This window comes from Pseudomonas sp. Ag1 (assembly GCF_000278565.1).
Taxonomy (GTDB): Bacteria; Pseudomonadota; Gammaproteobacteria; order Pseudomonadales; family Pseudomonadaceae; genus Aquipseudomonas.
The window spans coordinates 169,072-195,253 of record NZ_AKVH01000093.1; the positions used below are offsets into that span (position 1 = coordinate 169,072).

Here is a 26,182-nt window from a genome sequence, read left to right on the forward strand (position 1 = left end):
ACAAAAAAGGGCGCCGTGCATGGATTGCACGGCGCCCTTTTTATTGACTACAGATTACTGGTACTGCTGGTACGGGTTGCCCTGGAACTGGTTGTTCTGCTGCGGCGCCTGTTGCTGCTGGGCGGCCGGCTGACCGTACTGCTGGCCAGGGATCGGGCCCAGGTTGACCTCCACACGACGGTTCTGGGCACGGCCATTGACGTCGGCGTTGCTGGCGATCGGGTTATCCGGGCCGGCACCGCGGGCACTCAGGTTGGTCGGGCTGACACCTTGGGAGGTCAGGTAATTGGCCACGCTCTGCGCACGACGCTGGGACAGGTCCATGTTGAGCTGACGGCTGCCGGTGCTGTCGGTATAGCCAACGATCTGGATGGTGTTCTGGTTGAACTGCTTCAGCGAGTTCGCCAAGTTGTTCAGCGGCGTGTAGAAGCTGCTGGAGATCGCATCCGAGTTGGTGGCGAAGGTGATGTTACCCGGCATGATCAGCTTGATCTGGTCGCCCTGGCGCTGCACTTCGACACCGGTGTTGGCCATGCTGGCACGCAGTTTCTTTTCCTGCTGGTCGGCGTAGTAACCGTAGCCCGCACCACCGATACCGGCGACGGCAGCGCCGATCAGCGCCCCCTTGCCGCGGTTGTTGTGGTCGATGGCTGCACCCGCCAACGCACCAGCCAGGGCGCCCAGCCCACCATACTTGGCGGTGTTGCTCACACCGGAAGAGCCACCACCCTGTGCCTGGCTGCCGTCATAAGGATTAGGTGAAGCGCAGCCCGACAACAGGGCTACGGCAGTAGCAACAACAAGCAGACGACGAGAAGTGAACATGAAGGAAGCTCCTACTTTTGCATTCGGTGATGCAGAGGACATTGGCATTGGACCTGTGCCGAGCTTGGAACACGACAAACGGTAAAAATTCCATCTCCACACAAGCCCGACCACACTCAAACCCTAGCAGAGACTTCCTGAACGGTGATTGTCATTTTCTCTATATGTTTCGTCTGATAGTTGCCACTTGGTATCCGAAAAACTACCCACATTTTCCTTCACGCGCGGACAAACGGATTCTCACGCATTTCATCTCCCAGGCGCGTATCCGGACCGTGCCCTGTCACCACCACCGCCGCTTCATCCAGAGTGTAGAGCCGTTGCTTGATCGAGCGCACGATGGTCGCCTGGTCACCGCCCCACAAATCCGTACGGCCCACGCCCCGCCGAAACAGGGTGTCGCCGGCAATCAGCAACTTCGCATCGGCGAACCAGAAACTCATCGAGCCGGGTGTGTGTCCAGGTGTATGCAAGGCAACCCCGCAACCACAGGCCAGCTCTTCTTCATCCTCCAGCCAACGATCCGGCGACGGCACTGGCGTGTAAGGCACGCGGAACATCTGGCACTGCATTTCCAGGTTGTCCCACAGAAACTGGTCTTCCTTGTGCAAGTGCAGGGTAGCGCCGGTTTTTTCCTTCAACTGCCCGGAGGCCAGGAAGTGATCGAGATGGGCGTGGGTGTGAATAATGCTGACCACTTTCAGGCCCAGCGCATCGAGGCGCGCCAGGATCAGCTCATGGTTGCCGCCCGGGTCGACGACGATGGCTTTTTTGGTGACGGGGTCGCCGATGATCGTGCAGTTGCACTGCAACGGGCCTACCGGGAACGTTTCGCGGATCAGCGCGGGAGACTGAATATTCATGGGTATTCCTGCAAATTCAAAGGCACACTCTTTTGTACTGCATTCTGGCGCACAGTATGTTCGACCCTGCACCCGATCCGAAAGCGCTCGCGAGCGCACGGCTGTCAAACCCGGCAACTGCTAAGCTACTCTGGCGCCAGTCATACAACGCGCAACGTATAGCGCATGGAGTGGGACTTATGGCGACCCTCAGCCCATTGATCATCTGCGAACACTGCGATTGCGTGTACGAAAAAGTCGCGCTCGCCAAACATCAGAAGACCCTTTGCACCCGCTGCGCAGGCGTACTCCAGCGTTATAACGGGCTGTCGGTGGAACAACGCCTGGCCCTGACCCTGACCGCCACCGTGCTGTGGATTTTCGCCAACTTCTACCCGGTGATGAGCATCAGCCTGCAAGGCCTGAAAAGCAGCGCCACGTTATGGGATTCGGTGGTCGCACTGGCCCAGGGCCCGATCACCTTCATCGCGCTGGTGGCGGCGATTTCCATCATCATCGCGCCGGTGTTCCAGTTGCTGCTGTTGATCTGGGTGCTGGGCTTTGCGATGAAGGGCCAACGCTCGCCGGCGTTCAAGCTGTGCATGCGCTGGCTCGAAGCGCTTCGGCCCTGGAGCATGCTCGAAGTCTGCCTGCTGGGCGCCATGGTGGCGGTGTTCAAACTCGCCGGCATGCTGGATGTTTTGCCCGGCACCGGCCTGTTTGCCCTGGCCGCCCTCAGCCTGTTGCTGATCCGCATTGCCGGGCGTGATATTCGCGACCTGTGGGACATTTTATGAGCCGTCCACCGACCGCCAGCGAGCTGAACCTGTGCCTGTGCCACAGCTGCGGCCAGGCTTGCGACGTCAGCACCGCGCCCGACGAATGCGAGCGTTGCGGCGCGCCGCTGCACCGGCGCAAGGTCCATTCGCTGACCCGTACCTGGGCCTATATGCTGACGGCGCTGGCGTTTTACGTGCCCGCCAACTTACTGCCGGTGATGAACACCTCGATGCTCGGCTCGGGCGCCGACAGCACCATCATGAGCGGCGTGCTGGAGTTCTGGCAGCACGGCGCCTGGGACATCGCCCTGATCATTTTCATCGCCAGCATCGCGGTGCCGGGTATCAAGTTCGTCGCATTGACGTTGCTGCTGGTCACCGTGCAGCGCAATAACCAGTGGGCGCGCAAGGAGCGCTCGAAGCTGTTTCGCTTCGTCGAAGTGATTGGCTACTGGTCGATGCTGGATGTGATCGTGGTGGCCTTGGTGGCCGCCCTGGTGCGGTTCCAGGCCCTGGGCACCATCGAGCCGCGCCTGGGCATTCTGTTCTTTGGCCTGGTGGTGGTTTTCACCATGCTCTCGGCAATGAGTTTCGACCCGCGCCTGATCTGGGAAAACCCACACAACGAGGAGATGCCGGATGGCGTCGCAAACCACTGACAAACCGCAGCCTGCGGGCTCGCCTGCGATCAAGACGCGGCGCTTCAGCGTCTCGCTGGTGTGGATCGTGCCGATTGTCGCGGTGCTGGTGGGCATTTCGCTGGTGGTGCACAGTATCCTTCAGCAAGGGCCGAGCATTACCATTACCTTCAAGACCGGCAGCGGCCTGACCGCCAACAAGACCGACGTGAAATACCGCAACGTGGTGATCGGCCAGGTGACTGATGTGGAGTTGAGCGACGATCAGAAAAGCGTCAACGCCACGATCAAACTGTCCAAGCAGGCTGAAAGCTTCACCCGTGAAGACTCGCAGTTCTGGGTGGTGCGCCCACGTATCGGCGCCGGTGGCGTTTCCGGTATCGACACGCTGCTCTCCGGGGATTACATCGGCGCCGATATCGGCCAGTCCGATACCCGCGCCAACCGGTTCACCGGCCTGGAAAACCCGCCGCCCATTACCTATGGCGAACCGGGCAAGCGCTTCACGCTGCACACCCAGGATCTGGGTTCGCTGGATATCGGCTCCCCCGTGTACTACCGCAAGATTCCCGTTGGCCAGGTGGTGGCCTATGCCCTGGACGCTGACGGCAAGGGCGTGAACATCGACGTGTTCGTGCATGCACCCAATGACGCCTACGTCACCGAGAACACCCGGTTCTGGAACGCCAGCGGGATTGATGTGAGTGTCGGCGCCAACGGGTTTGCGCTGAAAACCGAATCCTTGTCGTCCATGCTGGTGGGCGGCATCGCCTTCCTCGCCCCGCCCTACAGCCCAAACGACAAGCCGGCCGACGAAGAACACTCCTACGAACTGTTCGCCGACCAGCAAACCGCGCTGGCCCCGCCCAATGGCAAGGCGCAGTACCTGAACCTGCGGTTCGACCAGGCCTTGCGCGGGCTTACGGTGGGTGCGCCAGTGGAATTCCTGGGTATCGAATTCGGCAAAGTGGTGTCGATCAACCTGGATTTCGACGAGAAAAAACGCAGCTTCCCGGTCAACGTCGGCATCGTGATCTACCCGCAGCGCCTCGGCGAAGCCAACACCAAAATGCTCACGGTCTTGAAGCATGACCCCAACGACGAAGCCGGCGGTGTGCGCCTGATAGGCAGCTTCATCGAACACGGCCTGCGCGCCCAGGCCCGCAGCGGCAACCTGCTCACTGGCCAGCTCTATATCGCCCTGGACTTCTTCCCCAAGGCCGACAAAGTCGTGTTTGACCCGAACCTGCGCCCCGTCAGTATTCCGACCATCCCCGGCAACCTGGAACAACTGCAGGAAAAACTCGAAGGCATCGTCAACAAGATCAACCAACTGCCAATCGAGCGAATTGCCGGCAACCTCGACGGCAGCCTGGTGGAACTGCGCAAGGGTCTCGGCCAGTTCAACGCCAAGACACTGCCGGGGGTGCAAAACACGCTGGCCGACGTGAGTAAAACCCTGCAATCCGCCAGTTCGACCCTGGCCGAGGATTCGCCGCAACGGGAACAGTTGACCCAGACCCTGGACGAACTGAGCCGCATGTCGCGCTCCCTGCGAGAGCTGTCGGACTACCTGGCACGCCATCCCGAATCGCTGATTCGCGGTCGCCCCGACAACGCCGCGCCCTCCGACCTGCAAGGGCCACCGCGCAAATGACCACAGGAGCAACCACCATGGCTTTGCCGCTGAAGATCACGCTGCTCACCGGGTTGCTGCTGCTGACGGCGTGCCGCAGTGAGCCCATTCAATTTCATACCCTGACGCCGGTGCAGCGCAGCAATGCGTCATTGGCCGCGGGGGGCGAGATCCGGATTGAAAGCATCACGGTCCCGCCACAGGTCGACCGGCCACAGATTGTCATCCGCCAGGGTGACAGCGGCGTGGCCATTCTCGAGACGCAATGGTGGGCTGCCAGCCTGGTGGATGAGTTGCGCAGCGCGCTGGTGGATCAACTCGCCAGCAGCCGGAAAAACCTGGCGGTGCGCATTGAGGTCCAGCGCTTTGACTCGATCCCCGGGCAGTACGCCCTGCTCGACGTCAAATGGCGGCTTCGCCAGACGGGCACGGACGAACGCACGCCGCTGACGTGTCGCACGGTGGTGCAGTCGCCATCCGGCCCGACCATTGACGACCTGGTGATCGCGCAGCAAAACAACGTCAAGCGGTTTGCCGCGCTGCTCAGCCAGGCCGCCGACAAGTCATCGAGTGAGTGCCCCGCCGTGCGGTAAACATTGATCTAGGGGATCGAGCCATGCGCACATTCTGGAAGTGGTATCAGCAACTGCTGGAGAATGACTTCAGCACCCAGGTCTTCGACAATGTGAAGAACCTGCTGGTATGCGCGCTGTTGTTTGCTGCGGGCACCAACGCACTGGCCGGGAAACATGAGCTGTTCCTCGGCATCCTGGCGTCAAGCGTGGCCGGGTGGGGCTTGATCGTGGTCTCAAGCTTGCTGATGGTGCTGAATGTGAGCGATGGCATCCGCCGGCTCGCCAAGCTGCGTTATCACCTGGTCCTTCAGCTGCTGCTTATCCTGATCTATGTGCTGGTGGCAGCCCGCGTGGTGGAAATCGTCTGGGGCTTTCGATCCCATTGATCCAGGTTTCTACCCCAGCAATCCCATCTCCTGCGCCCGCGCCACCGCTTGTGTGCGCCGCTCCACCCCGAGCTTGCTGTTGATATGGCTGGCGTGGGTTTTCACGGTGTGCAGGGAGATAAACAGCTGATTGCTGATCTCCTGGTTTGAGCAACCCTGTGCGATCAGGTGCAGCACCGCCAGTTCACGGGTGCTCAGGGTCTCCAGTGTGTGTGGGGTTTCAACTACTGCAACATCCGGCAAGAGTGCCAGCAGGCCCTGGTTCAACAGTCCATGGGGATCCCGAGACAGCTGCTCCCGCGTCCACTCGGGATAGCGTTCCAACAGGCGCTGGAAAGGTTGCATCGCGCCACCGGCAGCCGCTTCAAGCGCGCGGGCAAACACCGGGCGGGCCTGGGCTTCCTGGCCACCGTCCAGCAGTAACAGTGCCTGCTGGGTCAGCGCCATCAGGCTGATCATCTGCCGGCCGCTGTTATGGGCCTGGCGTGCCAGTTCGTCGAGCCGTTGCAGTGAAGTCGCCGGCTGATGACGGATGGCGTCGAGTGCCGCCTGTTGCAACTCGATATGTTGCGGCAGGTGCGGGTGGAACTCCGGTGCGGCAGCGGCCTGTTCACCGTTGTAGGTTTGCCCCAGCCGCGTCAGCCAGGCATCGGCCAGGTCGGTGCGCCCCTGAGCCAGCCATAGCTCGCATTTGACCAGGGTGATCATCGCCAGATAGAAAATCGGCGGCACGTCCCAGATATGCATCAAGCGCTCGGCCTCGGCCAGTTCGGCAAAGGCCACGGAGAAGTCGCCACGGCGACCTTCGAAGCTGGCGATCACACAGTGGCCGATCAACACGCTGATATCCCGACAGGCTCGCGCCTCCGTCAATCCGGCACGCAGCCGAGCGAGCCCGGCTTCAGGCTGGCAGCGCATCAGCAGCAAATAGCCTTCGTACAACGCCAGGCGCGCGCGCACTGCGTACAGCCGTTGCGGCGCCAGGCCTTGCAAACGTTGCAGGCCCTGGCGCACTTCATCCAGCGACCGCAGGATCTCGCCACGGGCCTGCAGTACACGCGCTCGGTCGTAATGGGCCAGCGCTTCAAACAATGGATTGCCGACCCGCTGCGCCAACTCCAGGGATTCGCGGTTCAGGCCGCGGGCGCGCCACAGGTCGGCGTCGACAATGGCCAGGTTGGACAGGGTCGACAGGCACATCAACCGCTGGCCATAGCGTTTGTGCGGCAGGCTTTCCAGGGCCTCGCTGCAATACGACTGGGTCAGCTCACGATCACCACGGCCCCGGGCAATAATCCCGCTGAGGGCCAGCCATTGCGCCAGCATCGACTTTTGCGCGGTGGCCGACGGGGCCGGTAAAAAACGGCTGAGGTGGCTGGCCAGTTCCTGCGCCGCATCCAGCTGGCAGGCCAGGCCCAACGCCCAGCTGTAGAGCACGATCAGGCGTGGCGTACTCATCAGCAAACTGTCGGGCAAGTCCATTTTCCAGCGCAGCAGCATGCCGACATTCTGCTCCGCCAGCAGTTGCTCTTCGGACAGGTTCTGCACCAGGTTTGCCGCCACATCCAGGTGACCCGCACGCAGCGCCTGCTCCACTGCCTCGTCGATCAAGCCCTGGGCATTGAACCAGCGGCAGGCCCGCAGGTGCAGGCTGGCTGCCGGCAACACGGCATTGCTCGCGCGCCGGGTGCGCAGCAGGTCGGAAAACAGATGGTGATAACGGTACCAATGGCCCTGCTCGTCCAGCGGCACCAGGAATACCTGGTGGGCTTGCAGGTAGCGCAGGATTTCCGTGCTGTCGTGGGCCTCGCGCACGGCGTCGCACAGCTCGCTGCAAAAGCGCTCCTGGGACGCGGTGTCGTAGAGGAACGCCTGGACTTCCGAGGGCAGACAGTCGATGACTTCTTCGAGCAGGTAATCGCGGATCAGCCCTTCCCCGCCGTGCAAACCCTGGGGCAGCGTACCTTCGCTGCCGGCCTCGGAAGCCGCCAGCAGCCAGAAACGCAGGCCGGCCACCCAGCCTTCGCTGCGCCGGATCAGGTTATCCAGGGCTTCACCACGCAATGAACTGCTGTGGCGATCCAGCAGCGCCAGGGATTCGCCGTGAGTCAGGCGCAGGTCCTGCTCGTGCAGTTCCAGCAAATGCCGGGACAGGCGCAGGCGGGCCAGGTGCCAGTCGGGACGCTGGCGGCTGGTGACCAGCACCAGCAGGCCGTCGGGCAGATGATTGAGGAAAAATTGCAGGCAGCGGTCGAGTACCGGGCCCTGGGCCAGATGGTAGTCATCCAGCACCAGCAACAGCGGCGCCTGGGTCGACAGGTGCACCGTCAGCTCATCCAGCAGGCCGTCGAGCCATTCTTCAAAGGCGAAGGGTTGGTGACGCTGGCGCATTTTCAGCAGGCCCAGGGATTGGGCGCCCAACTGCGGGAAGTATTGCTGCAAGCCGTCGAGCAGGCGTTCAAGGAAACGTCCCGGGTCATTATCGCGAGGACTGAGCCCCAGCCACAGGCTTTGCCAGTGGGCCGGCAGGCTCTGGCAGAACTCCACCGCCAGCGAACTCTTGCCGAACCCGGCCGGGGCGCTGACCAGCAACAGACGCCCGGCCAACCCTTCACTCAGCCGTTCGCACAGGCGCGGTCGCAACACGTAGCCGTCAGGCAGTGGGGGTCGATAGAAGCGCCCTTCCAGGGTCGGAATCACCGCGCTGGCAGGCCCTTGAATTCGGGACAGATCAGTCATCGCCGGGCTCTTGTAGAAGGCTGTTGTCGGCATTGCAGATGTCCGCAGACTAGCGGTAAAAGCGGCAGCTTTGTAGATCTTTGCAACATTTGTCTGAAAAAGACTACAACAAAAAATATCCGGACTTCTTCTGTAACGACCGACACTCTGTGGCGAGGGAGCTTGCTCCCGCTGGAGTGCGCAGCGCTCCCGTTTTTGTGGCTGCTACGCATCCCTGCGGGAGCAAGCTCCCTCGCCACAGTGGTCGCGCAAAAAAAAGCCCCGAACCAGTCGGGGCTTCTTCGAGGATGCGGCCTCGTTTACAGCAAGTTAGCGAACACCATCCTGGCGCAGAGCCGCCGGGGTGAAGTCGCTGGTGGTGGCGGTGAAACCGAAGTCATAGGCCTGTTTCTCTTCGTTCTTCATGCCCAGTGCCAGGTAGCGGCCGGACTGCAGGTCGTAGAGGGTTTCGAGGGCGTACCACGGCACTTGCTTGTCGTAGTAGTTCTCGGCATGGGCTTCCGCCACGCGCCACAGCTGGCCACGACCGTCGTAGTGGTCGATGACTGCGGCTTGCCAAGTGTCTTCGTCAATGAAGAAGTCACGCTTGGCGTAGATATGGCGCTGGCCTTCCTTCAGGGTTGCAACCACATGCCACACGCGGCGCAGCTCGTAGCGCGCCAGGTCCTGGTTGATGTGGCCGGCCTTGATGATGTCGACATACTTGAGCTTCGGATCGTCGAGTTTGTAGCTGTTTTCGGCGATGTACAGTTCCTTCTTGCCTTCCAGTTTCCAGTCGTAGCGGTCCGGTGCACCGTTGAACATGTCGAGGTTGTCGGAGGTACGCAGGCCGTCGGCGGCGGTACCCGGGCCGTCATACGACACTTGCGGTGCCCGGCGCACACGACGCTGGCCGGCGTTGTAGACCCACGCCGAACGCGGCTCTTTCACCTGGTCGAGGGTTTCGTGCACCAGCAGCACACCACCGGCCAGACGTGCCGGCGCAGTCACTTGCTGCTTGAAGTAGAACAGGATGTTGCCCGGGTTTTTCGGGTCGTAGTCCTTCATCTTGTCGCGGAACACGAACTGATCACGGAAATACACCAGGCTGAAGGAGCCGTTGGTTTGCGGCGTGGCCTGGGTCACCAGGCGGGTCACGCTGCCGCCGCGATAGCGGGTGATGTGGTTCCAGATCACTTCAACGCCGCTTTTCGGAATCGGGAACGGTACGGCGGTTTCAAAGTTTTCCAGGCCGTTGCCGCCGGACACCAGGTTGGTACTGGTGGCGTTTTTCTTGATGGCGGCGAACACATCAGCCGGCACCGTGGCGCCGCGATGGGTCGGGTAGACCGGCATCTTGAAGGTGTCGGGGTAGCGCTTGAACATCGCGTACTGCCCCGGCGCCAGCTTGTCCTTGTACTGCTCGACGTTCTGCGCGGTGATGGTGAATTGCGGCTGTTCGCTGGCGTACGGGTTGGCCAGGAAGCCACGGGCATCCACGGCACCGGCGTTGGTGGGCAGCGGCGACCATTTAGGGATGGTGCCGGCCGCGTTACCGGCCATTTCGGCGCCCATCGGGGTCAGAGTCGTGCCGAGCTTGGCGGCTTCATCCGCCGAGACCGCCGCCATGACGCTACCCGCCATGATCGACAGCCCCAGCACACCCACCTGCAACAGATTTTTAGTTATTTTCATGTTCTGGTTCTTCCTTAAAACATACTGCTTAAAGAGAGTGTGCTTAGAAGTTCACGCCAGCGCTCAAGGCGATAAAGTCACGGTCATCCACCGTGGTGAATTTGCCGCCAAAGAAGTTGGTGTAGTTGAGGCTGACGGTGTAGGTGTTCTGGTACTCGGCATCGACACCCAGGCTGACGGCCTTGCGCCCCTCTTCAAAGTTGCCGCCAGGACCTGGCGAGTAGCCTTTGACGTCATGGGACCACGCCACGTTGGGCTTGAGGTTTACACCGGCGAAGACGTCCGGGTACTCCCAGATGGCACGAGCGCGATAGCCCCAGGAGGTGGCCGTGGTGTAGCCGTCGTTGTTGCAGTTGGTGTTCAGGCCAGCGGCGTTCGGCAGACCGGCGCCGTTGGCCGTCGAGTTGTTAAGGGCGTTACAGAACCCGCCTGGCAGCGTGCCAGGACCGAAGACCGGATCTCGGCCATAACGTGCGTCGGATTTGCTTTCCAGGCCACCGACGTGGGTCACGCCAATTTCACCGACCGTGGTCAAACGACTGGCGCCCATGACCTGATCAAAGAAGTGCGTAAAGGTGGTCTGGAACTGCGTCACTTCTTTGCGATTGTAGCCATGCAGATCCTGGCCTGGCGTGCCCTTCAGCACCGAGGCATTCCCGTAGCCCGGAATCGGCGTGACACCCGCATAAAGAATGTCGGTGGTGCTGAGCTGTACTGGGGCATTTGGCCGATAGCTCAACTCACCGCTCCAGGCAGTACCGGTAGGCAGCGTGGTGGAGAAGCTCAAGCCGTACAGGCGGATGTCTTCAGGGTACTCAATGAAGTAGTTGGAACTGCCCGCAACAATCAGCGGCCGCAGCGCACCCAGCGGCCCCAAAGGCCGGGTATAGGCCGATGCTGGCGCACCTTGGGCGCTGAAGATCGGCGCACGGCTGTGGTAGTTCATGAAGTAGGCGCCGAATTCGGTATCCAGCGGCTCGAAGTTGTAGTGCATCGCCACGCCGAACTGGCCGCTGTCGCGGGCGTCACGGTCCGGCCCACGGCGCACCAGCACACCTTCGTTGTTCACATCCACGCCCAGGGCGTTGAGGGTAGGCAGTGCAGCGCCTGGAATGGTCGAGCGCTTGTTCAGCACCCGCAGGTTGTTGTTACAACCATCGGAAACCACATCCGGCTGCGAGAAGAACGTCCCGCAGTTGTCGGTCACCGTCTGGTCCCACTCCAACTGATAGAACGCTTCTGCCGACAAGTTATCGGTCAGCGTCTGCGACACATAGAACATGTTGACCGGGATCAGGCCTTCCTTGATCTCGGCCCCGGGACGACGGAATGCGGACACGTCGATCGGGTTGATGGAGTTGATACCGCCACCAATAAAGGTACTTTCACCCCAACTCACCACCTGCTTGCCGAACCGCACGTTACCTGGCAGATCAGCAATGGTGTAGTTGTGATAGATGAATGCATCGAGAATCTGCCCGCCAGAAGACTTGGCGCCCTCTTTGCGGTTGTTGTTGCTGACATTCTTGAAGTCCAGGTCTTCGTTTTGCAGCGCGAAGTCATACCAGTACTTGCCCCGGACAAACACGCCGGTGTCGCCGTATTTCAACTCAAGGTCATGAATGCCTTTGAAGATCTTCGAGAAGGAATCACCTTTGTCGAAGTTCAGGTGACCGTCATCCGAGGTTTGCGACAACCCCCTGCCACCGTTGTTGGCACCGATCAGGTCTTTATTGCGACCCGCCGTCGACCAACTGGCCCCGACCGACAGGGACGAGTCAAAGCTGCCTTCGATTTCACCGATGTTGAAACTGACGCCGAATGCAGGCCCGGCGAGCGTAGAGGCGAGGCTGACGGCCAAAGGCAGTTTTGCCCGGCGCCAGAACTGGTGTGCTGAGATCATCGACGCTACTCCATGTGCATTATTGTTATGGCAGTGAGTCGTTTCTAAGGGCTTGTAACGGCCGGAATACAACGATTCCAATGCCGGGCGAACAGATGAACCCGCCAGGTTCACAGCACCGCACCTTGAAAAACTCTGGGATGAACTATAGCCAGCAGGGGGTACCGCTTGATCCCTCTAAAGTGTGATTTGCATCACCAACCCGTCTGCCACAGTCCTTTTCGCCATGCTGACGAAGGTCAGCGACGGAAGGATGGCTGAAAATTGGCAAATCACAAGTGAAGGCTTGGACTAGAGCGCTGCCGTGCCCGCGAGGGCACGGCAAGCAGCGTCAGAGAGTGGAAAGGAAGGTGCTGTTGTTGGCCTGCCATTCAATGATGTCGACACGGATACGTTTTTTGTCGAGCTTGCCGACGCTGGTCTTGGGAATTTCCGTAACAACGGCGATCTGGCTTGGAATCGCCCACTTGCTCAGGTGGCCCAATTCCACAAACGGCTTGAGATGTTCCTTCAGCTCTTTGGCCCCTATCACATGGCCATCACGCACCACCAGCAACGCAAACGGGCGCTCACCCCACTGCGGGTCGGCAATCCCCACCACCGCTACTTCGCGTACCGCCGGGTGGCGGCTGACCAGGTCCTCAAGGGCCAGCGAGGAGATCCACTCGCCGCCGGTCTTGATCACGTCCTTGATGCGGTCGCGAATATCGATCACGCCGAAGGCATCGAGGGTGGCCACATCGCCGGTGTGCATCCAGCCGCCGGCCCACAGCTCGGCGCCCTTCTGCGGCTCGTTGAAATAGCCTTCGCTGAGCCATGGCGCGCGCAGCACCAGCTCGCCCTGGGATTCACCGTCGGCGGGCAGGAAGTTGCCCTCGCCATCGATGATCGCCGCTTCCACCAATGGCCCGGGCACGCCGGCCTTGATGCGGTAGGTGGTGCGCTCGTCTTCGGTACCCACCATCAGTTCTTCATTGAGGTGGGCGCAGGACACCAGCGGCCCGGTCTCGGACATGCCGTACGCCGCCGTCAGCTGAATCCCGCGGGCCTTGGAGGCTTCATACAGCGAACGATTGAGGGCGCTGCCACCGATGACGATTTTCCAGCCGCCGAAATCCACGCCCTGCCCGGCCTTGGCGTTGAGCACCATTTGCAGGATGGTCGGCACACAATGGGAGAAGGTGACCTTCTCCTTGCGCCACAGCTCCACCAGGTATTCGGGGTCGTAGCGGCCTGGATAAACCTGCTTCAGGCCGAGCATGGTCGCCACATACGGCAGGCCCCAGGCGTGGACGTGGAACATCGGAGTGATCGGCATGTAGACGTCGTTGGTGCCCAACAGCCGCACGCTGTCGACGCTGCCCATGATGGTCGCCACGCCCATGGTGTGCAGCACCAGTTGGCGGTGGGTGAAGTACACGCCCTTGGGATTGCCCGTGGTGCCGGTGGTGTAGAAGGTGGTGGCGACGGAGTTTTCGTCGAAATCCTCGAAGTCATAGCGGGGGCTCGCCGCCGCCAGCAACGTTTCGTACTCACCCACGAGGTTGGGCAGCTCGGCGGTTTTGTCCGCGCCGTCGGTGAGCAGCAGGGTTTTGTCGACGGTGGTGAGGTGGCCGGCGATGGCCTGGTAGAGCCCCACGAACTCGCTGTTGACCAGCACAAAGCGGTCCTCGGCGTGGTTCATGGTGTACAGAATCTGTTCCGGGGACAGGCGCACGTTGATGGTGTGGATTACCGCACCAATCATCGGGATGGCAAACATGCATTCCAGGTAGCGGTGGCTGTCCCAATCCATCACGGCCACGGTATCACCGGCCTTGACCCCGGCCTCGGTCAGCACATTGGCCAGGCGGGCGACGCGCTCGATCAGGGTCGGATAGGTGTAGCGCAACTGGTCGCGGTAGACGATTTCCCGGGTCTTCTCGTAGCGTGTCCCGGACATCAACAGGCGTTTGATCAACAGCGGGTATTGGTAGGCGCCTTCGGCGGGCGGGATAACACGAGTCTGCAACATACGAATCCCTTATCTGACTGCACGGTCTTGGCTGAAACATCTGCACTGTAGAGCGCTTATGTTTCAGCCAAATCAGCCAAAGGAATGATTTGCAGAACCCAATGAATGCTAGCTTTGAGCCAGCATCCGGCTTATTTCATGCTGGTAAAGGCCAGCTTCACACCGATGGCAATCAGCACCGCGCCCATGGTGCGGTCGAACCAGTGGCCCATGCGTGCAAAACCGGCGCGTACACGTTGCTGGCTGAACAGCATGGCCACCAGGCAAAACCAGATCGCGGTCGCCACGGCCAGGTACACGCCATAACCGGCCTGGACCGCCAACGGCGTGTGGGGATTGATCACCACGGTGAACAGCGACAGGAAGAACAGCGTGGCCTTGGGGTTCAAGCCATTGGTGACAAAACCTGAGGTAAACGCACCACGGGCGGTGCGCTCGCCCGCTTCCAGGTGCAGGTCTTCTTCACTGGCAGGCTTGGCCGGCTGGGCGCGCAGGGCCTTGAAGCCGATGTACAGCAGGTAGGCCGCCGCCGCCCATTTCAGCGCATTGAACAGCACGATGGACTGGGACACGATCAAGCCGATGCCCAGCAGCGAATACCCCACGTGCAGGAAAATCGCCGAACCGACGCCCAACGCCGTCCAGGTGCCGGCACGTCGGCCATGGGTCACGCTTTCACGTACCACCACGGCGAAATCCGGGCCAGGGCTGGCCACCGCCAACAGGTGAATCAGTGCCACGGTCAAGAACTCGGTGAGGTACATGCACACTCCAGGAAGTAACTGATTATTTCATCTGATAGGCTCGGCAGATTACGCCTTCGAATCCCGCCGCAAAAGGTACAGTTGATGACGAACAATCGCCGCGCCGTCTTCCTTGATCACCCTTCCCTGGACCTCGGGGACCTGGACCTCAGCGGGTTGCAGGCACTCTTCAGCGAGCTGAGCCTGCACCAGCAGACCACACCCGAAAACATTATCGAACGCCTGCAAGGCGCGCAGGTGGCCATCAGCAACAAGATCGCGCTGAATGCCGAGACCCTGGCGGCCTGCCCCGAGCTGAAGCTGATCCTGGTGACCGCCACCGGCACCAACAACGTCGACCTCGCCGCCGCCCGCGCCCACGGCGTTACCGTGAGCAATTGCCAGGGTTACGGCACGCCATCGGTGGCGCAGCATACGATCATGCTGCTGCTGAACCTGGCGACGCGCCTGAACGACTATCAACGGGATGTGCAGGCGGGGCACTGGCAACAAGCCAAGCAGTTCTGCCTGCTGGACTACCCGATCGTCGAACTGGAAGGCAAAACCCTCGGCCTGCTGGGCCATGGCGAATTGGGCGGTGCCGTTGCGCGCCTGGCTGAAGCCTTTGGCATGCGCGTGATCCTGGGCGCCATTCCAGGCCGTCCGGCCCGTGCCGATCGCGTGCCGCTGGATGAGTTGCTGGCGCAGGTCGACGCGCTGACCCTGCACTGCCCGCTCAACGAACACACCCGCGACTTTATCGGTGCCCGTGAACTCGCCTTGCTCAAGCCCGGCGCGTTTATCGTCAACACCGCCCGTGGTGGCTTGATCAACGAACAGGCCCTGGCCGATGCCCTGCGCAGCGGTCATCTGGGCGGCGCGGCGACCGATGTGTTGAGTGTCGAACCCCCAGTCAACGGCAACCCGCTGCTGGCCGGCGACATCCCGCGCTTGATCGTCACCCCGCACAACGCCTGGGGCAGTCGCGAAGCGCGGCAGCGGATCGTTGGCCAATTGATCGAAAACGCCGAGGGCTTTTTCAGCGGCGCCCCGCTGCGCGTCGTCAGTTGATAAACTGCGCCCCTTTTCAAGGAGCAGACCATGGATCCGCGCAGTGAAGTACTGCTTCGCCAGGCCGAACTTTTTCAAGGCGACGTGCTGCTGGTGGGCTTGCCCGCCGACGACCTGCTGGGCCGCCTGCCCAATGCCCATGGCTGGAGCTGGCACGCCGGCGACCAGGCCGCACTGGACGCACGTTTTGCCGAGCGCAGCCAGTTCGGTGTGAACGTGCCCGAGCGTTCGTTCGAGACCGCGGTGGTGTTCCTGCCCAAGTCCAAGGACCTCACCGACTACCTGCTCAATGCCGTGGCGGCGCGTTTGCCCGGCAAGGAGTTGTACCTGGTGGGGGAGAAGAAAGGCGGCATCGAAAGCGCGGCCAAGCAACTGAATCCGTTCGGCAAGCCGCGCAAGCTCGACAACGCGCGGCACTGCCAGTTGTGGCTGGTGACGGTGGCCAACGCCCCCGAGCCGGTAGAACTGGAGAGCCTGGCGCAGGTGTTCGAGGTGCCGCTGGCTGAGGGCCCGCTCAAGGTGGTGAGCCTGCCGGGCGTGTTCAGCCACGGTCGGCTGGATCGCGGTACCGCATTGCTGCTGGAGCATCTGGACAAGTTGCCGAGCGGTCACTTGCTGGATTTCGGTTGTGGCGCGGGTGTGCTCGGGGCAGCGGTCAAGCGTCGCTACCCGCATAACACGGTGACAATGCTCGACGTGGATGCCTTTGCCGCTGCCAGCAGTCGCCTGACACTGGCGGCCAATGGCCTGGAAGCCGAGGTGTTGACCGGTGATGGCATCGACGCTGCTCCGATGAATCTGAACGCGATTCTGAGCAACCCGCCGTTCCACGTCGGGGTGCACACCGATTATTTCGCCACCGAGAACCTGCTGCGAAAAGCGGCCAAACATCTGGCAAAAGGCGGCGAACTTCGCTTGGTCGCCAACAGCTTCCTGAAGTATCAGCCGCTGATTGAAGAGCATCTTGGGGTGTGCGCAATCAAGGCAGAAGGCCAGGGTTTTCGCATTTACCGTGCCAAGCGCGGCTGAGGTCTTTTTCCAAAAGAAGGCTTGCCGAATGGATTTTGCCTAGGCAGAATCCGCTCCGTCCTAGGGGAGTAGTCTCCCACGAGCGCCACGCTCGTCCGGCATACGTCAACATACTTGGTCAACAGGCCATGGCGTATGCGACCCAGGAGTCCGCACAGACGGACCGGGGTTTGACAAGACCTATGACACGAACACCTTACCCGGGGCGGGAAGGCTGTACGTGTCATAGCCGTGTCGACCCGCCCCTGGAACTTACCTGATGCTGGATTCTCTGCTCGTCCCTACCGCAATCGTTGCCTTGGCCGAAATTGGCGACAAGACGCAACTGCTCGCGCTCATTCTCGCTGCACGCTTTCGCAAACCCTGGCCGATCATCGCCGGCATCGTCGCCGCGACCCTGGCCAACCATGCGGCCGCCGGTGCCGTGGGGGCCTGGTTCGGGAGTTTCTTCTCGGATGCGGTGCTGCACTGGATACTCGCGGCGAGCTTCTGCGCCACGGCGCTGTGGACCCTGGTGCCCGACAAGCTCGACGATGACGAAGCCAGCACTTCCCGCAAGTTCGGGCCCTTCCTGACCACGCTGATCGCATTCTTCCTCGCTGAAATCGGCGACAAGACCCAGATCGCTACCGTGATGCTCGCGGCTCAATACCCGGAACTGTGGCTGGTAATTATCGGCACCACCCTGGGCATGTTGATTGCCAACGTGCCGGTGGTGCTGGCGGGTAATTTTGCCGCGGACAAATTGCCGCTGACGCTGATTCGTCGACTGGCGGCTACGGCATTCTTCATCCTGGCCATTGTTGCGGTGTACAAGGCCATGCAGAGCAGTGGCTGGATCTAAACGTAACCCCATATGGGAGCTGGGCTTTGGTGGGAGCTGGCTTGCCTGCGATAGCATCACCTCGGTGCAACTGACACACCGAGGTGCCTGCATCGCGGGCAAGCCCGACTCCCACACAAGCCGGGCCCCCACAGTCAGATTTGCATTTCAGCCTTATAAATCAGGATTTTTTCGCCTGCTGATACAACGGCATCACCTTCGGAATCGCCGCCTGCAACGAGGCGATCCGGCTGTCGGAGGCAGGGTGGGTGCTCATGAATTCAGGTGGCGAGCCTTCCGAAGCCTTGGCCATTTTGTTCCACAGGGTAATCGCCGCGTTCGGGTTGTAACCGGCACGCGCCGACAACTCCAGGCCGATCAGGTCCGCTTCGTTTTCATTGCTGCGGCTGTTGGGCAAGGTCATGCCGTAGTTGGCCACGGTATCGGCCAGCGCCAAGCTGTCCTGACCGAGGCCGAACAACGCACCGGCCCCCTGCTTCGCCATTTCGATACCGTAGGCCTTGGACATGGCTTCGCGGCCGTGCTCACGCAAGGCGTGGGCAATTTCATGGCCCATCACGGCGGCGAGTTCGTCGTCGGTCAACTTGAGATTGTCGATCAACGCGCTGTAGACAAAGATCTTGCCGCCAGGCCCGCAGTTGGCGTTCATCTCGTCACTTTTGATCAGGTTCACTTCCCACTTCCACTGCGCCGCATCCGGGCGGAAGGTGGGCGCCTGGGCGATCAGGCGGTTGGCAATCGCCTGCACGCGCTTGGCGTTGGCGCTGGTCTTGTCCACCAGGCCCTTGCCGCTGGCTTCACCCAGGGTCTGCTGGTAGGACTGCGCATACATCTGGTCGACTTCCTGGCTCGACAACATGCTGAACATGTACTGCTTGCGCTCAACGCCCACGGCGCCGCCGCTGGTGGTGTTGACCGACTGACAACCGGCGAGCAACAAAGCCGCGCCCAACGCACATACCGCCACTGTCTTTTTCATCAACCTGCTCCCTGAAAACATGGCGCGTATCGTAGTCGGCCAATTGTATCGACGCCAGATACAACAGACGTATAGCCACCTGATTTCAGATACATCCCACACTGCCGCAAAAAATTCACAAACGCTGGCAACCATTCCATTTACGACATTCGCCCATCCGGCACAGCCATTTTGAGGTAATGGCCCTCATGTCTCCCCCGCCCGCGGCCGATATACACAAGCAGCCAATCTCCCCCTGCGTTCGGAGCCGTCATGAAGTTCAAGTCGATTCAATTTTCTGTCGCGGCACTGGCCGGGGCCATTGTCCTGAGCGTGGTGGCGGTGTTGGTGCTGTATGCCTTGTTCGCCGGGGCGCGCACCCAGGAGATGGTGCAGGAACGCACCCAGGGTCAATTCGAACAAATCATCGAGCAGCGCCTGACCGCCCTGGCGCAAACCCAGGCGACGCTGATCCAGCGCGAACTCGAAGCACCGCTGGTGACGGCCAAGGGCCTGGCCACCGCCAACGCCCTGATGGGCATGAAAGACGCCAACGGCAACCCGCAACTGGCGGTCTCCCGTGAACAACTGATCAACCTGATCCACGAAACCGTGGTGCGTAACCCGAAGATTCTTGGCGCCTATATAGGCTGGGAAGCCAACGCCATCGACCACAACGATGCTGCCTACGTGAACAGCCCGGTGGTGGGCATCGAAACCAACGGCCGCTTCCTGCCGTGGTGGTTCCGCAATGCCGACGGCAGCCTGGGCCTGGATAAACTGGCTGACGTGGCCGACCAGACCATCCTGTCCACCGGCGTGCGCGCCAGTGAGTACTACCTGTGTTCCAAGGAAAGCAAAAAGCCCTGCGCCATCGATCCGGCCCCTTATAAAGTCGGGAATGCGATGGTGATGCTCGCCTCGTTTATCGAACCAATCATGATCGACGGTACCTTCCAGGGCATCGTCGGCGCCGACCTGTCGGTGAACTTCATCCAGGAAATGCTCACCAAGGCCGATCAGAATTTGTACAACGGTGCTGGTGAACTGGCGCTGATTTCCAGCAACGGTCGCCTGGTGGCCTACACCAAGGACGCCAGCAAGCTCGGGGAAAAGGCCAGCGACCTGCTGGACAGCAACGAACTGGCCAACCTCGGCCAACTGAAGATCGGCGAAGTGCGCTACGACGTGGACAAGCAACACGGGCATATCGAGCTGTTCCTGCCGTTCAACATCGGCCAGACCGACGCCCGCTGGACCCTGCTCCTGCAACTGCCCCTGAGTGCGGTAATGGCCGACCTGCAGGCGATGCAGCACGACCTCGACGCCCAGCGCAAAACCGATATTTTCGGCATGGCCGTGGCCGGGCTGCTGATCGCCGGCATCGGCTTGCTGGTGATCTGGCTGGTGGGCCACGGCATTGCCCGGCCGCTCAAGCAAATGGTGGCGATGCTCAATGACATCGCCCAGGGCGAAGGCGACCTGACCCGGCGCCTGACCAGTGATCGCGCCGACGAACTGGGGGCGATTGCCAGCGGCTTCAATACATTCCTGGCCAAGTTGCAGGGGATGATTACCCAGGTGGTGAGTTCGGTGCAGAAGGTCAGCGACTCGTCGGAGCACACCGCCGACATCGCGATTCGTACCAACCAGGGCGTGCACAAGCAAATGGTCGAGATCGACCAGGTGGCTACCGCCGTGCACGAGATGACCGCGACCGCACAGGACGTGGCGCGCAACGCCACCCAGGCCGCACAGGCCGCCAGCCACGCTGATCAAGCGGCGAGCCAGGGCATGCAGATTGTGCGCGACACCTCCACCTCCATCGGCGCCCTCGCCGAGGAAATCGGCAAGGCGGTCGGTGTGGTGCAGGCGCTGGCCAAGGACAGCGAGAACATCAATGCCATCCTCACGGCGATTCGCGGGATTGCCGAGCAGACCAACCTGCTGGCGCTCAACGCGGCAATCGAAGCAGCACGGGCCGGTGAGCAAGGGCGCGGGTTTGCGGTGGTGGCCGACGAGGTGCGCAACCTGGCGCAGAAGACCCAGAAGGCTACCGAAGAAATCCAGGCCATGATCCAGCAACTGCAGCAGGGCACCCGCGACGTGGTGCGGGTGATGGAAGACAGCCAGAATCGCACCGATGAAAGCGTGCAGCACGCGGCCAAGGCGGCTCAGGCGCTGGAGACCATTACCCGGGCGGTGTCGGTGATCAACGACATGAACACCCAGATCGCCAGCGCCGCCGAGGAACAGAGCGCGGTGGCCGAGGACATTAACCGTAACGTGATCAATATCGGACAGGTGGCCAATGAAGTGGCAGGCGGAGCGGATGAGTCGAGCGCGGCCAGCGCAGACCTGACCAAGCTGGCGGAACAGCAGCGGCGGTTGATCAATCAGTTCAAGGTTTGAGTCAAGCGGCGCCCTTTCGGGCGCCTTCGCGAGCAAGCCCGCTCCCACATTCGATCGCATTCCTTCAGTTGAAATGCAATCAAATGTGGGAGCGGGCTTGCTCGCGAAGAGGCCGGCCGATTCAACACAACGCTCAACCCGGCGTCAGGCACTCCGGTCCATTCAGCTTCGGATCGTTGACCATATTGGCCAGCACCCGCTCGCGCAACGCGGTGGGTTCACTGGCCAACAAGGCCTGCAAGGTGTGCAGCGGGGTCTCGGGGTTCAGCCAGGCTGCCTGCCCCGCCGCATCCAGAATCAACGGTCGGCGCTGACTCTGCGCCGCCTGGGTCACCACCGCCGTACTCAACCAAACCTGCTCCTGCACCGGATACGCCTCCCAGATCGCCGCAAAGAACAGCGTGCTGCCCTCCCCCGGCGTCAGCCAGTACGGGCGCTTGCGCTGGGTGCCGCGCCATTCGTAGAAACCATTGGCCGGAAGCAGGCAGCGGCGCTGGCGAAACGCTTCGCGAAACATCGGCTGTTCGGCAAGGGTTTCCGCCCGGGCATGGGCCGGTGTACGAGAGAGATCGGTCAGCCAGGGCGGCGTCAGGCCCCAGCGCGCCCGCGCCAGGGTGTGCTGGCCGTCGCTCAGGCGCTGGATCAGCACCGAGTCATTGGGAGAGATGTTCCACTGGGCCTGCTGGTCGGCCGGGAAGCCCGGCAAGGCAGCAAACGCGGGGTTCCAGCGAAACAGGGCATAACGTCCACACATGGGGCAACACGACTCTTGGAGAAACTGGCCGACAGCCTAACAGACCAGCACGTCGGGAAAGCTGTCGGGTTCATCACCGGGCAGTGGTTGCGCACCGTTGTAGGCGGTGATCAGCTCGCGGGCGTAGGCGGCCTGGTCGTTCTCCACCGCCAGCGCCAGCAGGCCATAGATCGGCAGTTCGCCGGTACCCCCGAGCAAATCGCGCCCCACCAGGTGCGCGGTGATGCCCTCGCTTTCGAGCATGCCTCGCAGCAGCTCACCTTCCATCAGGTTTTCCGGCTCGTAGATTCGCTGCATGGGCGTACCTTTATTCGTTCTCGCTGCGTACGTTGAGCATCCATTCGCCGTCATGAACCTGCAGCTCGAAAACAATAGGCCGGCAGCACACCGGGCAGTCCTCAATATATTCCTGATCGCCCGCCGACAGATCCAGTAGCGCCGTGACTACCTCTCCACAATAAGGACATTCGTACGACTCCTCTTCCATCGCGGTCTCCAAGGTGACTTGTGCGTATAATCGCCGGTCTATTTACAGGGCTATTTTTCGTCCCGGCCAATTGCCCGGACCACGCCCTGATATTTATTGTTCCAAACCTTTACTTACCCTAGCCGTTTCTAACAAGAGAGCATGATGGGCGAATTCGATACCATCCGACCTTACAACGACAGCGAAGTCCCGGCAGTGCTGGCCCGACTGTTCAGTGACAAGGCCTTTCTGGACATCCTGACCCACTTTCGCTTCCCGCGCTTTGCCGGCGCTTTCGGCTGGCTGCTCAAGCCGATGATCGCTCATAAACTGCGCCGTGAGTTCGCCGGCGTCACTACCGTGGCCACGCTGCAGGACAAAGTCGAGTTTTACGTCGACCACACCATCGAGCGGGCAACCGACGGCGTGACCTATACCGGCGTGGAGCAGTTCAAGTCCGGCAGCGCCTACCTGTTCCTGGCCAACCACCGCGACATCGTGATGGACCCGGCCTTCGTCAACTACGCCGTGTATCACGCCGGCCTGCCGACGCCACGCATCGCCATCGGCGACAACCTGCTGCAAAAGCCGTTTGTCAGCGACCTGATGCGCCTGAACAAGAGTTTCATCGTGCACCGCTCGATCACCGGGCGCAAAGAGAAGATGGCGGCCTACCAGTTGCTGTCGGCCTACATCAACCATTCGATTCGCGACGACTGCCAGTCGATCTGGATCGCCCAGGCCGAAGGCCGCGCCAAGGATGGGGATGATCGCACCGAGTCGGCGATCCTCAAGATGTTCCACATGAGCCGCAAGGACGAGCCGTTCGCCGAAGTCATCCAGTCACTGAACCTGACGCCGGTGTCCATCAGCTACGAATACGACCCGTGCGACGCAGCCAAGGCCCGCGAGCTGTACATCCGCGCCACCACCGGCACCTACAGCAAGGCGCCGGGGGAAGATGACGTGAGCATCGCCCTGGGCATCACCGGCTACAAGGGCCGGGTACACGTCAACTTCGCGCCGCCGATCACCGAGGCGTTCGAAGACACCAAGCTGTTGGCGATCGAAATGGACCGGCAGATCCTGGGTGGGTATCGGTTGTTCCCGGTGCATTACCTGGCGTACGCCCAATGGAGCGATGCCGATCCGCAATTGCAGGTACCGACCGCAGCCGAGGTATTCCCGGCGGACGAGTTGGCCAAGGCAAAGGCAGAGTGGGAGCGGCGCTTGAATGCGTGCCCGGCCGAGCATCGGCCGTATCTGGTATTGCAATACGCGACGCCGGTGAGGAATCAGTACCGGGTCAAGGCCGGGATTGCCCTGTAACCCGGTACCAGCAACAGCGCAAACCCAATGTGGGAGCGGGCTTGCTCGCGAAGGCGGTGGATCAGCCAATCATGTATTGACTGACACCGCGCTTTCGCGAGCAAGCCCGCTCCCACAGTTGTTTTTAGGGTGTTCCTACAATCGGGTACTAAGAAAGGACACCAGCAACGCCAGCCCCAGACAGGCAAACCCCAACCGGTAGAACAGGCGATAGGTACGCTGCGTCAACACGTCCAGATACAGCATCGGCTGATCAATGGCACGCAGTTCGCTTTGCGCGGCAAGGCGGGCCATCGCGCGCTGTTCATGCAGGCGCGTGACAAACAGCAGCCATGCCGCCGGGCAGGCCAGTAACAGGGCAAGGGAATTGAGCAGTAGTGCGGTCAGCGACATCGCAAACCTCGATGTATCAGTGTCTTGGTATCAATCCAGATACAAACCTGAATGATATGCGCCGCCTGCGCGTCATTACTCCTTCCCCATTGACGGCTAATGTATCCAGTAATTTACAGCGTCACCTGAACGTCACCTTAACAAGCCACTCTGTTGCCCTTCGAAAGCCCGGGAGCTTGTCATGTTGCACGCGCAGAACCAGGATCGGCTGTATCTGATTGCCCCAAGTGATGAGCAAGAGGCCCTGGTGGGCGGCCTCGCGTTCAATGTGCAGGACCGCCACTGGCTGGTGTATTGCGCCCTCGGCGGGCATCAACATGCCGACCTGCCGGAGCTGGACTTGCTCACTGGCGTGAGTGTGCTGGACTTTTATGTCGAAACGGCTGCATGAAAACGGCAGGCGTAAAAAAACCGGGCTCAGTGATGAGCCCGGTTTTTTGATCGTTCCCACGCGCCGCAAAGGAATGCCGACTGGGGCGCTCCGCGCCCGCCTGACGGTTACTGCGAGCTGAGCAGCGAACCGATGCTCGGGTCCTTGAACAGGCGCGTCAGGGCATCGCTCAACACGTCGCTGACCAGCTTGGTGTTGGTTTCCTGGTTCGGCGCCATGCCGAAGCGCTGGTCCAGGGATGCGCCGTAACGGCCGCTGTAGCGACGGGTACCGGCAGTCACGTCGGACTTGAAGGTCGCGCCGATGGTGGCTTCAGTCACGTACAGGCCTTCTTTGGGCGACTGATACTTCAGCTCGGCCAGGGTGATGGTCAGTTGTGGCGCACCTGGCGAGTTGGAAGGGGTGAAGCCCAACAGGCGCACGGCCGCTTCGGCCTGGGCTTGCAGCTTGGGCAGCACGTCCGCACCGGTCACCGTGATGGCGCTGGTTTCCGGGTACAGGCCGCCACGGGTGCCGAGGGTCGGCGACGGACGCCCGTCAACCACACGCACCGACACCGGCTGGCCATGGCCGACAGGCGCCAGCTGGGTGGTGATTTTCGGTTGCGGGCTGAGTTGTTGCGGGCTGTGGGCGCAGCCAACCAGGGTCAAACTGGTCACAGTGATCAAACCGAACAACAGGCGTTGCAACATACTCATTTCTCCAGGACTAGATGCAAACAGGGCGCCAGTATAACGGTGAGCGCTCGCCACTCACCAGAATTCCTGAACGGCGCCTGAACTGTCGGCGAAATTACAATTTTCACACAGAACCGTCACCTCAATGTCATGCCAGACTGCCAACCTTCGCAGCATGTAACGAACCGGGTACACAGCCATGCGCCTTCTCAAATCTTTGTTCTTTTCCCACGCCAGCCATCGCCACTTTGCCCTGCTCGACGCCCAAGGCTGCTGCCAGGCTTTCAAGCAGTGCAGCCTGCCGCCCGTCGGTGAAGGCTGGGTCGAAGTCGAAGAGACCCGCCTGAGCTGGATGCACCGTCCGCTGCCCGCCAGCGCCCGCGTCAGCCTTCGGGTTTCGCAGCCACAGGCGCGGCACGCGTTGGCCTCCTGACCAGACTGCTAATAAAAGTCATTAAACACGTCCATTTGCGCGCATTTCTTCGCTACAATCTCCCCCCGATTATAAGGACGTCTCCTGATCGGGCCTCGCAGCATCGCTAATGCACTTGTATTAGCTCCCCCGCACCGCCCACAGAGAGCCGCCCACACAGATCGTGTGAAGCTGGCGAGCTTGCTGTTTTCTCTGCAAACCATCGTCTTTACCCGAATCTGCCAGAGCTGCCATGCGCTCGGCCACTTGAGTTGTTTGCCCGTTTTGCCGCTTGCCGGCAGTGATTTCGGGCCAGGTGCCAGGCTGGGGCAGCCCTTTTTTGAGGTTCACGTCTTCAAAAGAGCGTGAAAAAAACGGGTTTTCACAACTTCACAAGAGTGTGGCGAGCAAATGAATAGTTTTGCGTTTGTACAAGCACCATCAGCGTCTGGAACAGCCCCACCACACAGGACCGAGCACTCCTCAAGAACCGGAGCTTGAAGCCTGTCCGCTACGGATTTGGTTGCACGATCGGACGAGCTTGACCATAAGTCGAATTGCCACAGGCGCCCTTAAATGCGTTCATACGCAGATCAGGCCCGGTCGGCAGCGTCCGCTTGCGATAAATTGCGAAGAATCGGACATGGCGATCCTGGCCATGGGTAACCTGGGGCATCACGTGAACCGCCCCG

25 protein-coding genes, 1 pseudogene and 1 riboswitch are annotated in these 26,182 nt (G+C 61.0%); of the genes and pseudogenes, 13 read left to right on the forward strand and 13 right to left on the reverse strand.

Features of this window, described 5'->3' with window-relative positions; all coding sequences use genetic code 11:
* Positions 1 to 54: 54 nt before the first annotated feature.
* Entirely contained in the window at positions 55 to 825 is a 771-nt protein-coding gene (locus A462_RS19675; RefSeq protein ID WP_032899265.1) for an OmpA family protein, read from the reverse strand.
* Between the two features lie 218 nt (positions 826 to 1,043).
* Positions 1,044 to 1,688: an MBL fold metallo-hydrolase gene (locus A462_RS19670; RefSeq protein WP_003216184.1), complete on the reverse strand. Its 645-nt coding sequence runs from the start codon at positions 1,686 to 1,688 to the stop codon at positions 1,044 to 1,046.
* A 179-nt stretch (positions 1,689 to 1,867) separates the two neighbouring features.
* Between A462_RS19670 and A462_RS19665 the strand changes: the two genes are divergently transcribed.
* From A462_RS19665 to A462_RS19645, 5 genes are read left to right on the forward strand one after another with little or no spacing between them, the layout of a single operon-like run.
* Complete coding sequence (locus A462_RS19665; protein ID WP_008434242.1) at positions 1,868 to 2,464, forward strand: paraquat-inducible protein A; 597 nt, start codon at positions 1,868 to 1,870, stop codon at positions 2,462 to 2,464.
* Entirely contained in the window at positions 2,461 to 3,105 is a 645-nt protein-coding gene (locus A462_RS19660) for a paraquat-inducible protein A (RefSeq protein ID WP_003216181.1), read from the forward strand. The genes A462_RS19665 and A462_RS19660 overlap by 4 nt, the downstream gene beginning before the upstream one ends.
* Positions 3,086 to 4,741 carry a PqiB family protein gene (locus tag A462_RS19655; protein WP_003216179.1) on the forward strand — a complete coding sequence of 552 codons (1,656 nt, stop codon included), beginning with the start codon at positions 3,086 to 3,088 and terminating at the stop codon, positions 4,739 to 4,741. The genes A462_RS19660 and A462_RS19655 overlap by 20 nt, the downstream gene beginning before the upstream one ends.
* Positions 4,742 to 4,758: 17 nt before the next feature.
* Entirely contained in the window at positions 4,759 to 5,313 is a 555-nt protein-coding gene (locus tag A462_RS19650) for a PqiC family protein (protein WP_008434246.1), read from the forward strand.
* Between the two features lie 23 nt (positions 5,314 to 5,336).
* Positions 5,337 to 5,681, forward strand: coding sequence for a hypothetical protein (locus tag A462_RS19645; protein ID WP_003216175.1), 345 nt, complete (start codon positions 5,337 to 5,339; stop codon positions 5,679 to 5,681).
* Between the two features lie 9 nt (positions 5,682 to 5,690).
* Here A462_RS19645 and A462_RS19640 read toward each other — a convergent pair whose 3' ends face one another.
* The 5 genes from A462_RS19640 to A462_RS19620 all read right to left on the reverse strand — a co-directional run bounded on the left by A462_RS19640 (position 5,691) and on the right by A462_RS19620 (position 14,775).
* Complete coding sequence (locus A462_RS19640; RefSeq protein ID WP_008434248.1) at positions 5,691 to 8,420, reverse strand: LuxR C-terminal-related transcriptional regulator; 2,730 nt, start codon at positions 8,418 to 8,420, stop codon at positions 5,691 to 5,693.
* A gap of 309 nt (positions 8,421 to 8,729) precedes the next feature.
* On the reverse strand, positions 8,730 to 10,094 hold the full coding sequence (locus tag A462_RS19635; protein WP_008434250.1) for a DUF1329 domain-containing protein: 1,365 nt from the start codon (positions 10,092 to 10,094) through the stop codon (positions 8,730 to 8,732).
* 43 nt (positions 10,095 to 10,137) lie between these two features.
* Positions 10,138 to 11,997, reverse strand: a complete 1,860-nt coding sequence (locus A462_RS19630; protein ID WP_008434252.1) for a DUF1302 domain-containing protein — start codon at positions 11,995 to 11,997, stop codon at positions 10,138 to 10,140.
* A gap of 331 nt (positions 11,998 to 12,328) precedes the next feature.
* Entirely contained in the window at positions 12,329 to 14,011 is a 1,683-nt protein-coding gene (locus A462_RS19625; RefSeq protein ID WP_008434254.1) for a fatty acid--CoA ligase, read from the reverse strand.
* Positions 14,012 to 14,142: 131 nt separating this feature from the next.
* Complete coding sequence (locus tag A462_RS19620; protein ID WP_003216169.1) at positions 14,143 to 14,775, reverse strand: LysE family translocator; 633 nt, start codon at positions 14,773 to 14,775, stop codon at positions 14,143 to 14,145.
* An 84-nt stretch (positions 14,776 to 14,859) separates the two neighbouring features.
* Between A462_RS19620 and A462_RS19615 the strand changes: the two genes are divergently transcribed.
* The 3 genes from A462_RS19615 (at position 14,860) to A462_RS19605 (ending at position 17,698) form a co-directional block, all read left to right on the forward strand.
* Positions 14,860 to 15,825, forward strand: coding sequence for a 2-hydroxyacid dehydrogenase (locus A462_RS19615; protein WP_008434256.1), 966 nt, complete (start codon positions 14,860 to 14,862; stop codon positions 15,823 to 15,825).
* A gap of 30 nt (positions 15,826 to 15,855) precedes the next feature.
* The gene (locus tag A462_RS19610) at positions 15,856 to 16,854 is read left to right on the forward strand and encodes a class I SAM-dependent methyltransferase (protein ID WP_008434258.1); all 999 of its coding nucleotides are present in this window, start codon (positions 15,856 to 15,858) and stop codon (positions 16,852 to 16,854) included.
* 50 nt (positions 16,855 to 16,904) lie between these two features.
* Positions 16,905 to 17,026, forward strand: a riboswitch (yybP-ykoY riboswitch).
* A gap of 87 nt (positions 17,027 to 17,113) precedes the next feature.
* Positions 17,114 to 17,698 (forward strand): TMEM165/GDT1 family protein, encoded by a 585-nt coding sequence (locus A462_RS19605; protein ID WP_003216166.1) that lies wholly within the window; start codon positions 17,114 to 17,116, stop codon positions 17,696 to 17,698.
* A 160-nt stretch (positions 17,699 to 17,858) separates the two neighbouring features.
* Here A462_RS19605 and A462_RS19600 read toward each other — a convergent pair whose 3' ends face one another.
* A complete protein-coding gene (locus tag A462_RS19600) occupies positions 17,859 to 18,677 on the reverse strand; it encodes a M48 family metallopeptidase (RefSeq protein ID WP_003216165.1) in 819 nt (272 codons plus the stop codon).
* Between the two features lie 1,332 nt (positions 18,678 to 20,009).
* Here A462_RS19600 and A462_RS35230 point away from each other — a divergent pair.
* A pseudogene (locus tag A462_RS35230) lies at positions 20,010 to 20,210 on the forward strand (HAMP domain-containing protein); the annotation flags it as partial.
* Between the two features lie 114 nt (positions 20,211 to 20,324).
* Positions 20,325 to 21,068 carry a methyl-accepting chemotaxis protein gene (locus A462_RS35235; protein ID WP_371135980.1) on the forward strand — a complete coding sequence of 248 codons (744 nt, stop codon included), beginning with the start codon at positions 20,325 to 20,327 and terminating at the stop codon, positions 21,066 to 21,068.
* A 133-nt stretch (positions 21,069 to 21,201) separates the two neighbouring features.
* Here A462_RS35235 and A462_RS19590 read toward each other — a convergent pair whose 3' ends face one another.
* Genes A462_RS19590 through A462_RS19580 form a run of 3 tightly spaced genes read right to left on the reverse strand, consistent with a single transcriptional unit; the run spans position 21,202 to position 22,309 of the window.
* Positions 21,202 to 21,822: an SOS response-associated peptidase gene (locus A462_RS19590; protein ID WP_003216163.1), complete on the reverse strand. Its 621-nt coding sequence runs from the start codon at positions 21,820 to 21,822 to the stop codon at positions 21,202 to 21,204.
* Positions 21,823 to 21,858: 36 nt separating this feature from the next.
* Positions 21,859 to 22,119 carry a putative signal transducing protein gene (locus A462_RS19585; protein ID WP_003216162.1) on the reverse strand — a complete coding sequence of 87 codons (261 nt, stop codon included), beginning with the start codon at positions 22,117 to 22,119 and terminating at the stop codon, positions 21,859 to 21,861.
* 10 nt (positions 22,120 to 22,129) lie between these two features.
* Positions 22,130 to 22,309 carry a CPXCG motif-containing cysteine-rich protein gene (locus tag A462_RS19580; RefSeq protein WP_003216161.1) on the reverse strand — a complete coding sequence of 60 codons (180 nt, stop codon included), beginning with the start codon at positions 22,307 to 22,309 and terminating at the stop codon, positions 22,130 to 22,132.
* A 144-nt stretch (positions 22,310 to 22,453) separates the two neighbouring features.
* On the opposite strand from A462_RS19580, the gene A462_RS19575 reads away from it, so the two are divergent.
* A complete protein-coding gene (locus A462_RS19575) occupies positions 22,454 to 23,617 on the forward strand; it encodes a 1-acyl-sn-glycerol-3-phosphate acyltransferase (protein WP_177325573.1) in 1,164 nt (387 codons plus the stop codon).
* A gap of 135 nt (positions 23,618 to 23,752) precedes the next feature.
* Here A462_RS19575 and A462_RS19570 read toward each other — a convergent pair whose 3' ends face one another.
* Positions 23,753 to 24,010, reverse strand: a complete 258-nt coding sequence (locus A462_RS19570) for a hypothetical protein (RefSeq protein WP_003216159.1) — start codon at positions 24,008 to 24,010, stop codon at positions 23,753 to 23,755.
* Positions 24,011 to 24,191: 181 nt separating this feature from the next.
* On the opposite strand from A462_RS19570, the gene A462_RS19565 reads away from it, so the two are divergent.
* Positions 24,192 to 24,401, forward strand: a complete 210-nt coding sequence (locus tag A462_RS19565) for a hypothetical protein (RefSeq protein WP_008434269.1) — start codon at positions 24,192 to 24,194, stop codon at positions 24,399 to 24,401.
* A gap of 107 nt (positions 24,402 to 24,508) precedes the next feature.
* On the opposite strand, the gene A462_RS19560 is transcribed toward A462_RS19565, so the two are convergent.
* A complete protein-coding gene (locus A462_RS19560) occupies positions 24,509 to 25,093 on the reverse strand; it encodes a YajG family lipoprotein (protein WP_003216157.1) in 585 nt (194 codons plus the stop codon).
* Positions 25,094 to 25,277: 184 nt separating this feature from the next.
* Here A462_RS19560 and A462_RS19555 point away from each other — a divergent pair, with 184 nt between their 5' ends.
* A complete protein-coding gene (locus A462_RS19555) occupies positions 25,278 to 25,511 on the forward strand; it encodes a hypothetical protein (protein ID WP_008434272.1) in 234 nt (77 codons plus the stop codon).
* Positions 25,512 to 26,182: the final 671 nt, after the last annotated feature.

Coding starts and splice junctions, on each gene's coding strand:
- A462_RS19675 (WP_032899265.1), bottom strand. CDS start 825: ATGTTCACTTCTCGTCGTCTGCTTGTTGTTGCTACTGCCGTAGCCCTG.
- A462_RS19670 (WP_003216184.1), bottom strand. CDS start 1,688: ATGAATATTCAGTCTCCCGCGCTGATCCGCGAAACGTTCCCGGTAGGC.
- A462_RS19665 (WP_008434242.1), top strand. CDS start 1,868: ATGGCGACCCTCAGCCCATTGATCATCTGCGAACACTGCGATTGCGTG.
- A462_RS19660 (WP_003216181.1), top strand. CDS start 2,461: ATGAGCCGTCCACCGACCGCCAGCGAGCTGAACCTGTGCCTGTGCCAC.
- A462_RS19655 (WP_003216179.1), top strand. CDS start 3,086: ATGGCGTCGCAAACCACTGACAAACCGCAGCCTGCGGGCTCGCCTGCG.
- A462_RS19650 (WP_008434246.1), top strand. CDS start 4,759: ATGGCTTTGCCGCTGAAGATCACGCTGCTCACCGGGTTGCTGCTGCTG.
- A462_RS19645 (WP_003216175.1), top strand. CDS start 5,337: ATGCGCACATTCTGGAAGTGGTATCAGCAACTGCTGGAGAATGACTTC.
- A462_RS19640 (WP_008434248.1), bottom strand. CDS start 8,420: ATGACTGATCTGTCCCGAATTCAAGGGCCTGCCAGCGCGGTGATTCCG.
- A462_RS19635 (WP_008434250.1), bottom strand. CDS start 10,094: ATGAAAATAACTAAAAATCTGTTGCAGGTGGGTGTGCTGGGGCTGTCG.
- A462_RS19630 (WP_008434252.1), bottom strand. CDS start 11,997: ATGATCTCAGCACACCAGTTCTGGCGCCGGGCAAAACTGCCTTTGGCC.
- A462_RS19625 (WP_008434254.1), bottom strand. CDS start 14,011: ATGTTGCAGACTCGTGTTATCCCGCCCGCCGAAGGCGCCTACCAATAC.
- A462_RS19620 (WP_003216169.1), bottom strand. CDS start 14,775: ATGTACCTCACCGAGTTCTTGACCGTGGCACTGATTCACCTGTTGGCG.
- A462_RS19615 (WP_008434256.1), top strand. CDS start 14,860: ATGACGAACAATCGCCGCGCCGTCTTCCTTGATCACCCTTCCCTGGAC.
- A462_RS19610 (WP_008434258.1), top strand. CDS start 15,856: ATGGATCCGCGCAGTGAAGTACTGCTTCGCCAGGCCGAACTTTTTCAA.
- A462_RS19605 (WP_003216166.1), top strand. CDS start 17,114: ATGCTGGATTCTCTGCTCGTCCCTACCGCAATCGTTGCCTTGGCCGAA.
- A462_RS19600 (WP_003216165.1), bottom strand. CDS start 18,677: ATGAAAAAGACAGTGGCGGTATGTGCGTTGGGCGCGGCTTTGTTGCTC.
- A462_RS35235 (WP_371135980.1), top strand. CDS start 20,325: ATGGTCGAGATCGACCAGGTGGCTACCGCCGTGCACGAGATGACCGCG.
- A462_RS19590 (WP_003216163.1), bottom strand. CDS start 21,822: ATGTGTGGACGTTATGCCCTGTTTCGCTGGAACCCCGCGTTTGCTGCC.
- A462_RS19585 (WP_003216162.1), bottom strand. CDS start 22,119: ATGCAGCGAATCTACGAGCCGGAAAACCTGATGGAAGGTGAGCTGCTG.
- A462_RS19580 (WP_003216161.1), bottom strand. CDS start 22,309: ATGGAAGAGGAGTCGTACGAATGTCCTTATTGTGGAGAGGTAGTCACG.
- A462_RS19575 (WP_177325573.1), top strand. CDS start 22,454: ATGGGCGAATTCGATACCATCCGACCTTACAACGACAGCGAAGTCCCG.
- A462_RS19570 (WP_003216159.1), bottom strand. CDS start 24,010: ATGTCGCTGACCGCACTACTGCTCAATTCCCTTGCCCTGTTACTGGCC.
- A462_RS19565 (WP_008434269.1), top strand. CDS start 24,192: ATGTTGCACGCGCAGAACCAGGATCGGCTGTATCTGATTGCCCCAAGT.
- A462_RS19560 (WP_003216157.1), bottom strand. CDS start 25,093: ATGTTGCAACGCCTGTTGTTCGGTTTGATCACTGTGACCAGTTTGACC.
- A462_RS19555 (WP_008434272.1), top strand. CDS start 25,278: ATGCGCCTTCTCAAATCTTTGTTCTTTTCCCACGCCAGCCATCGCCAC.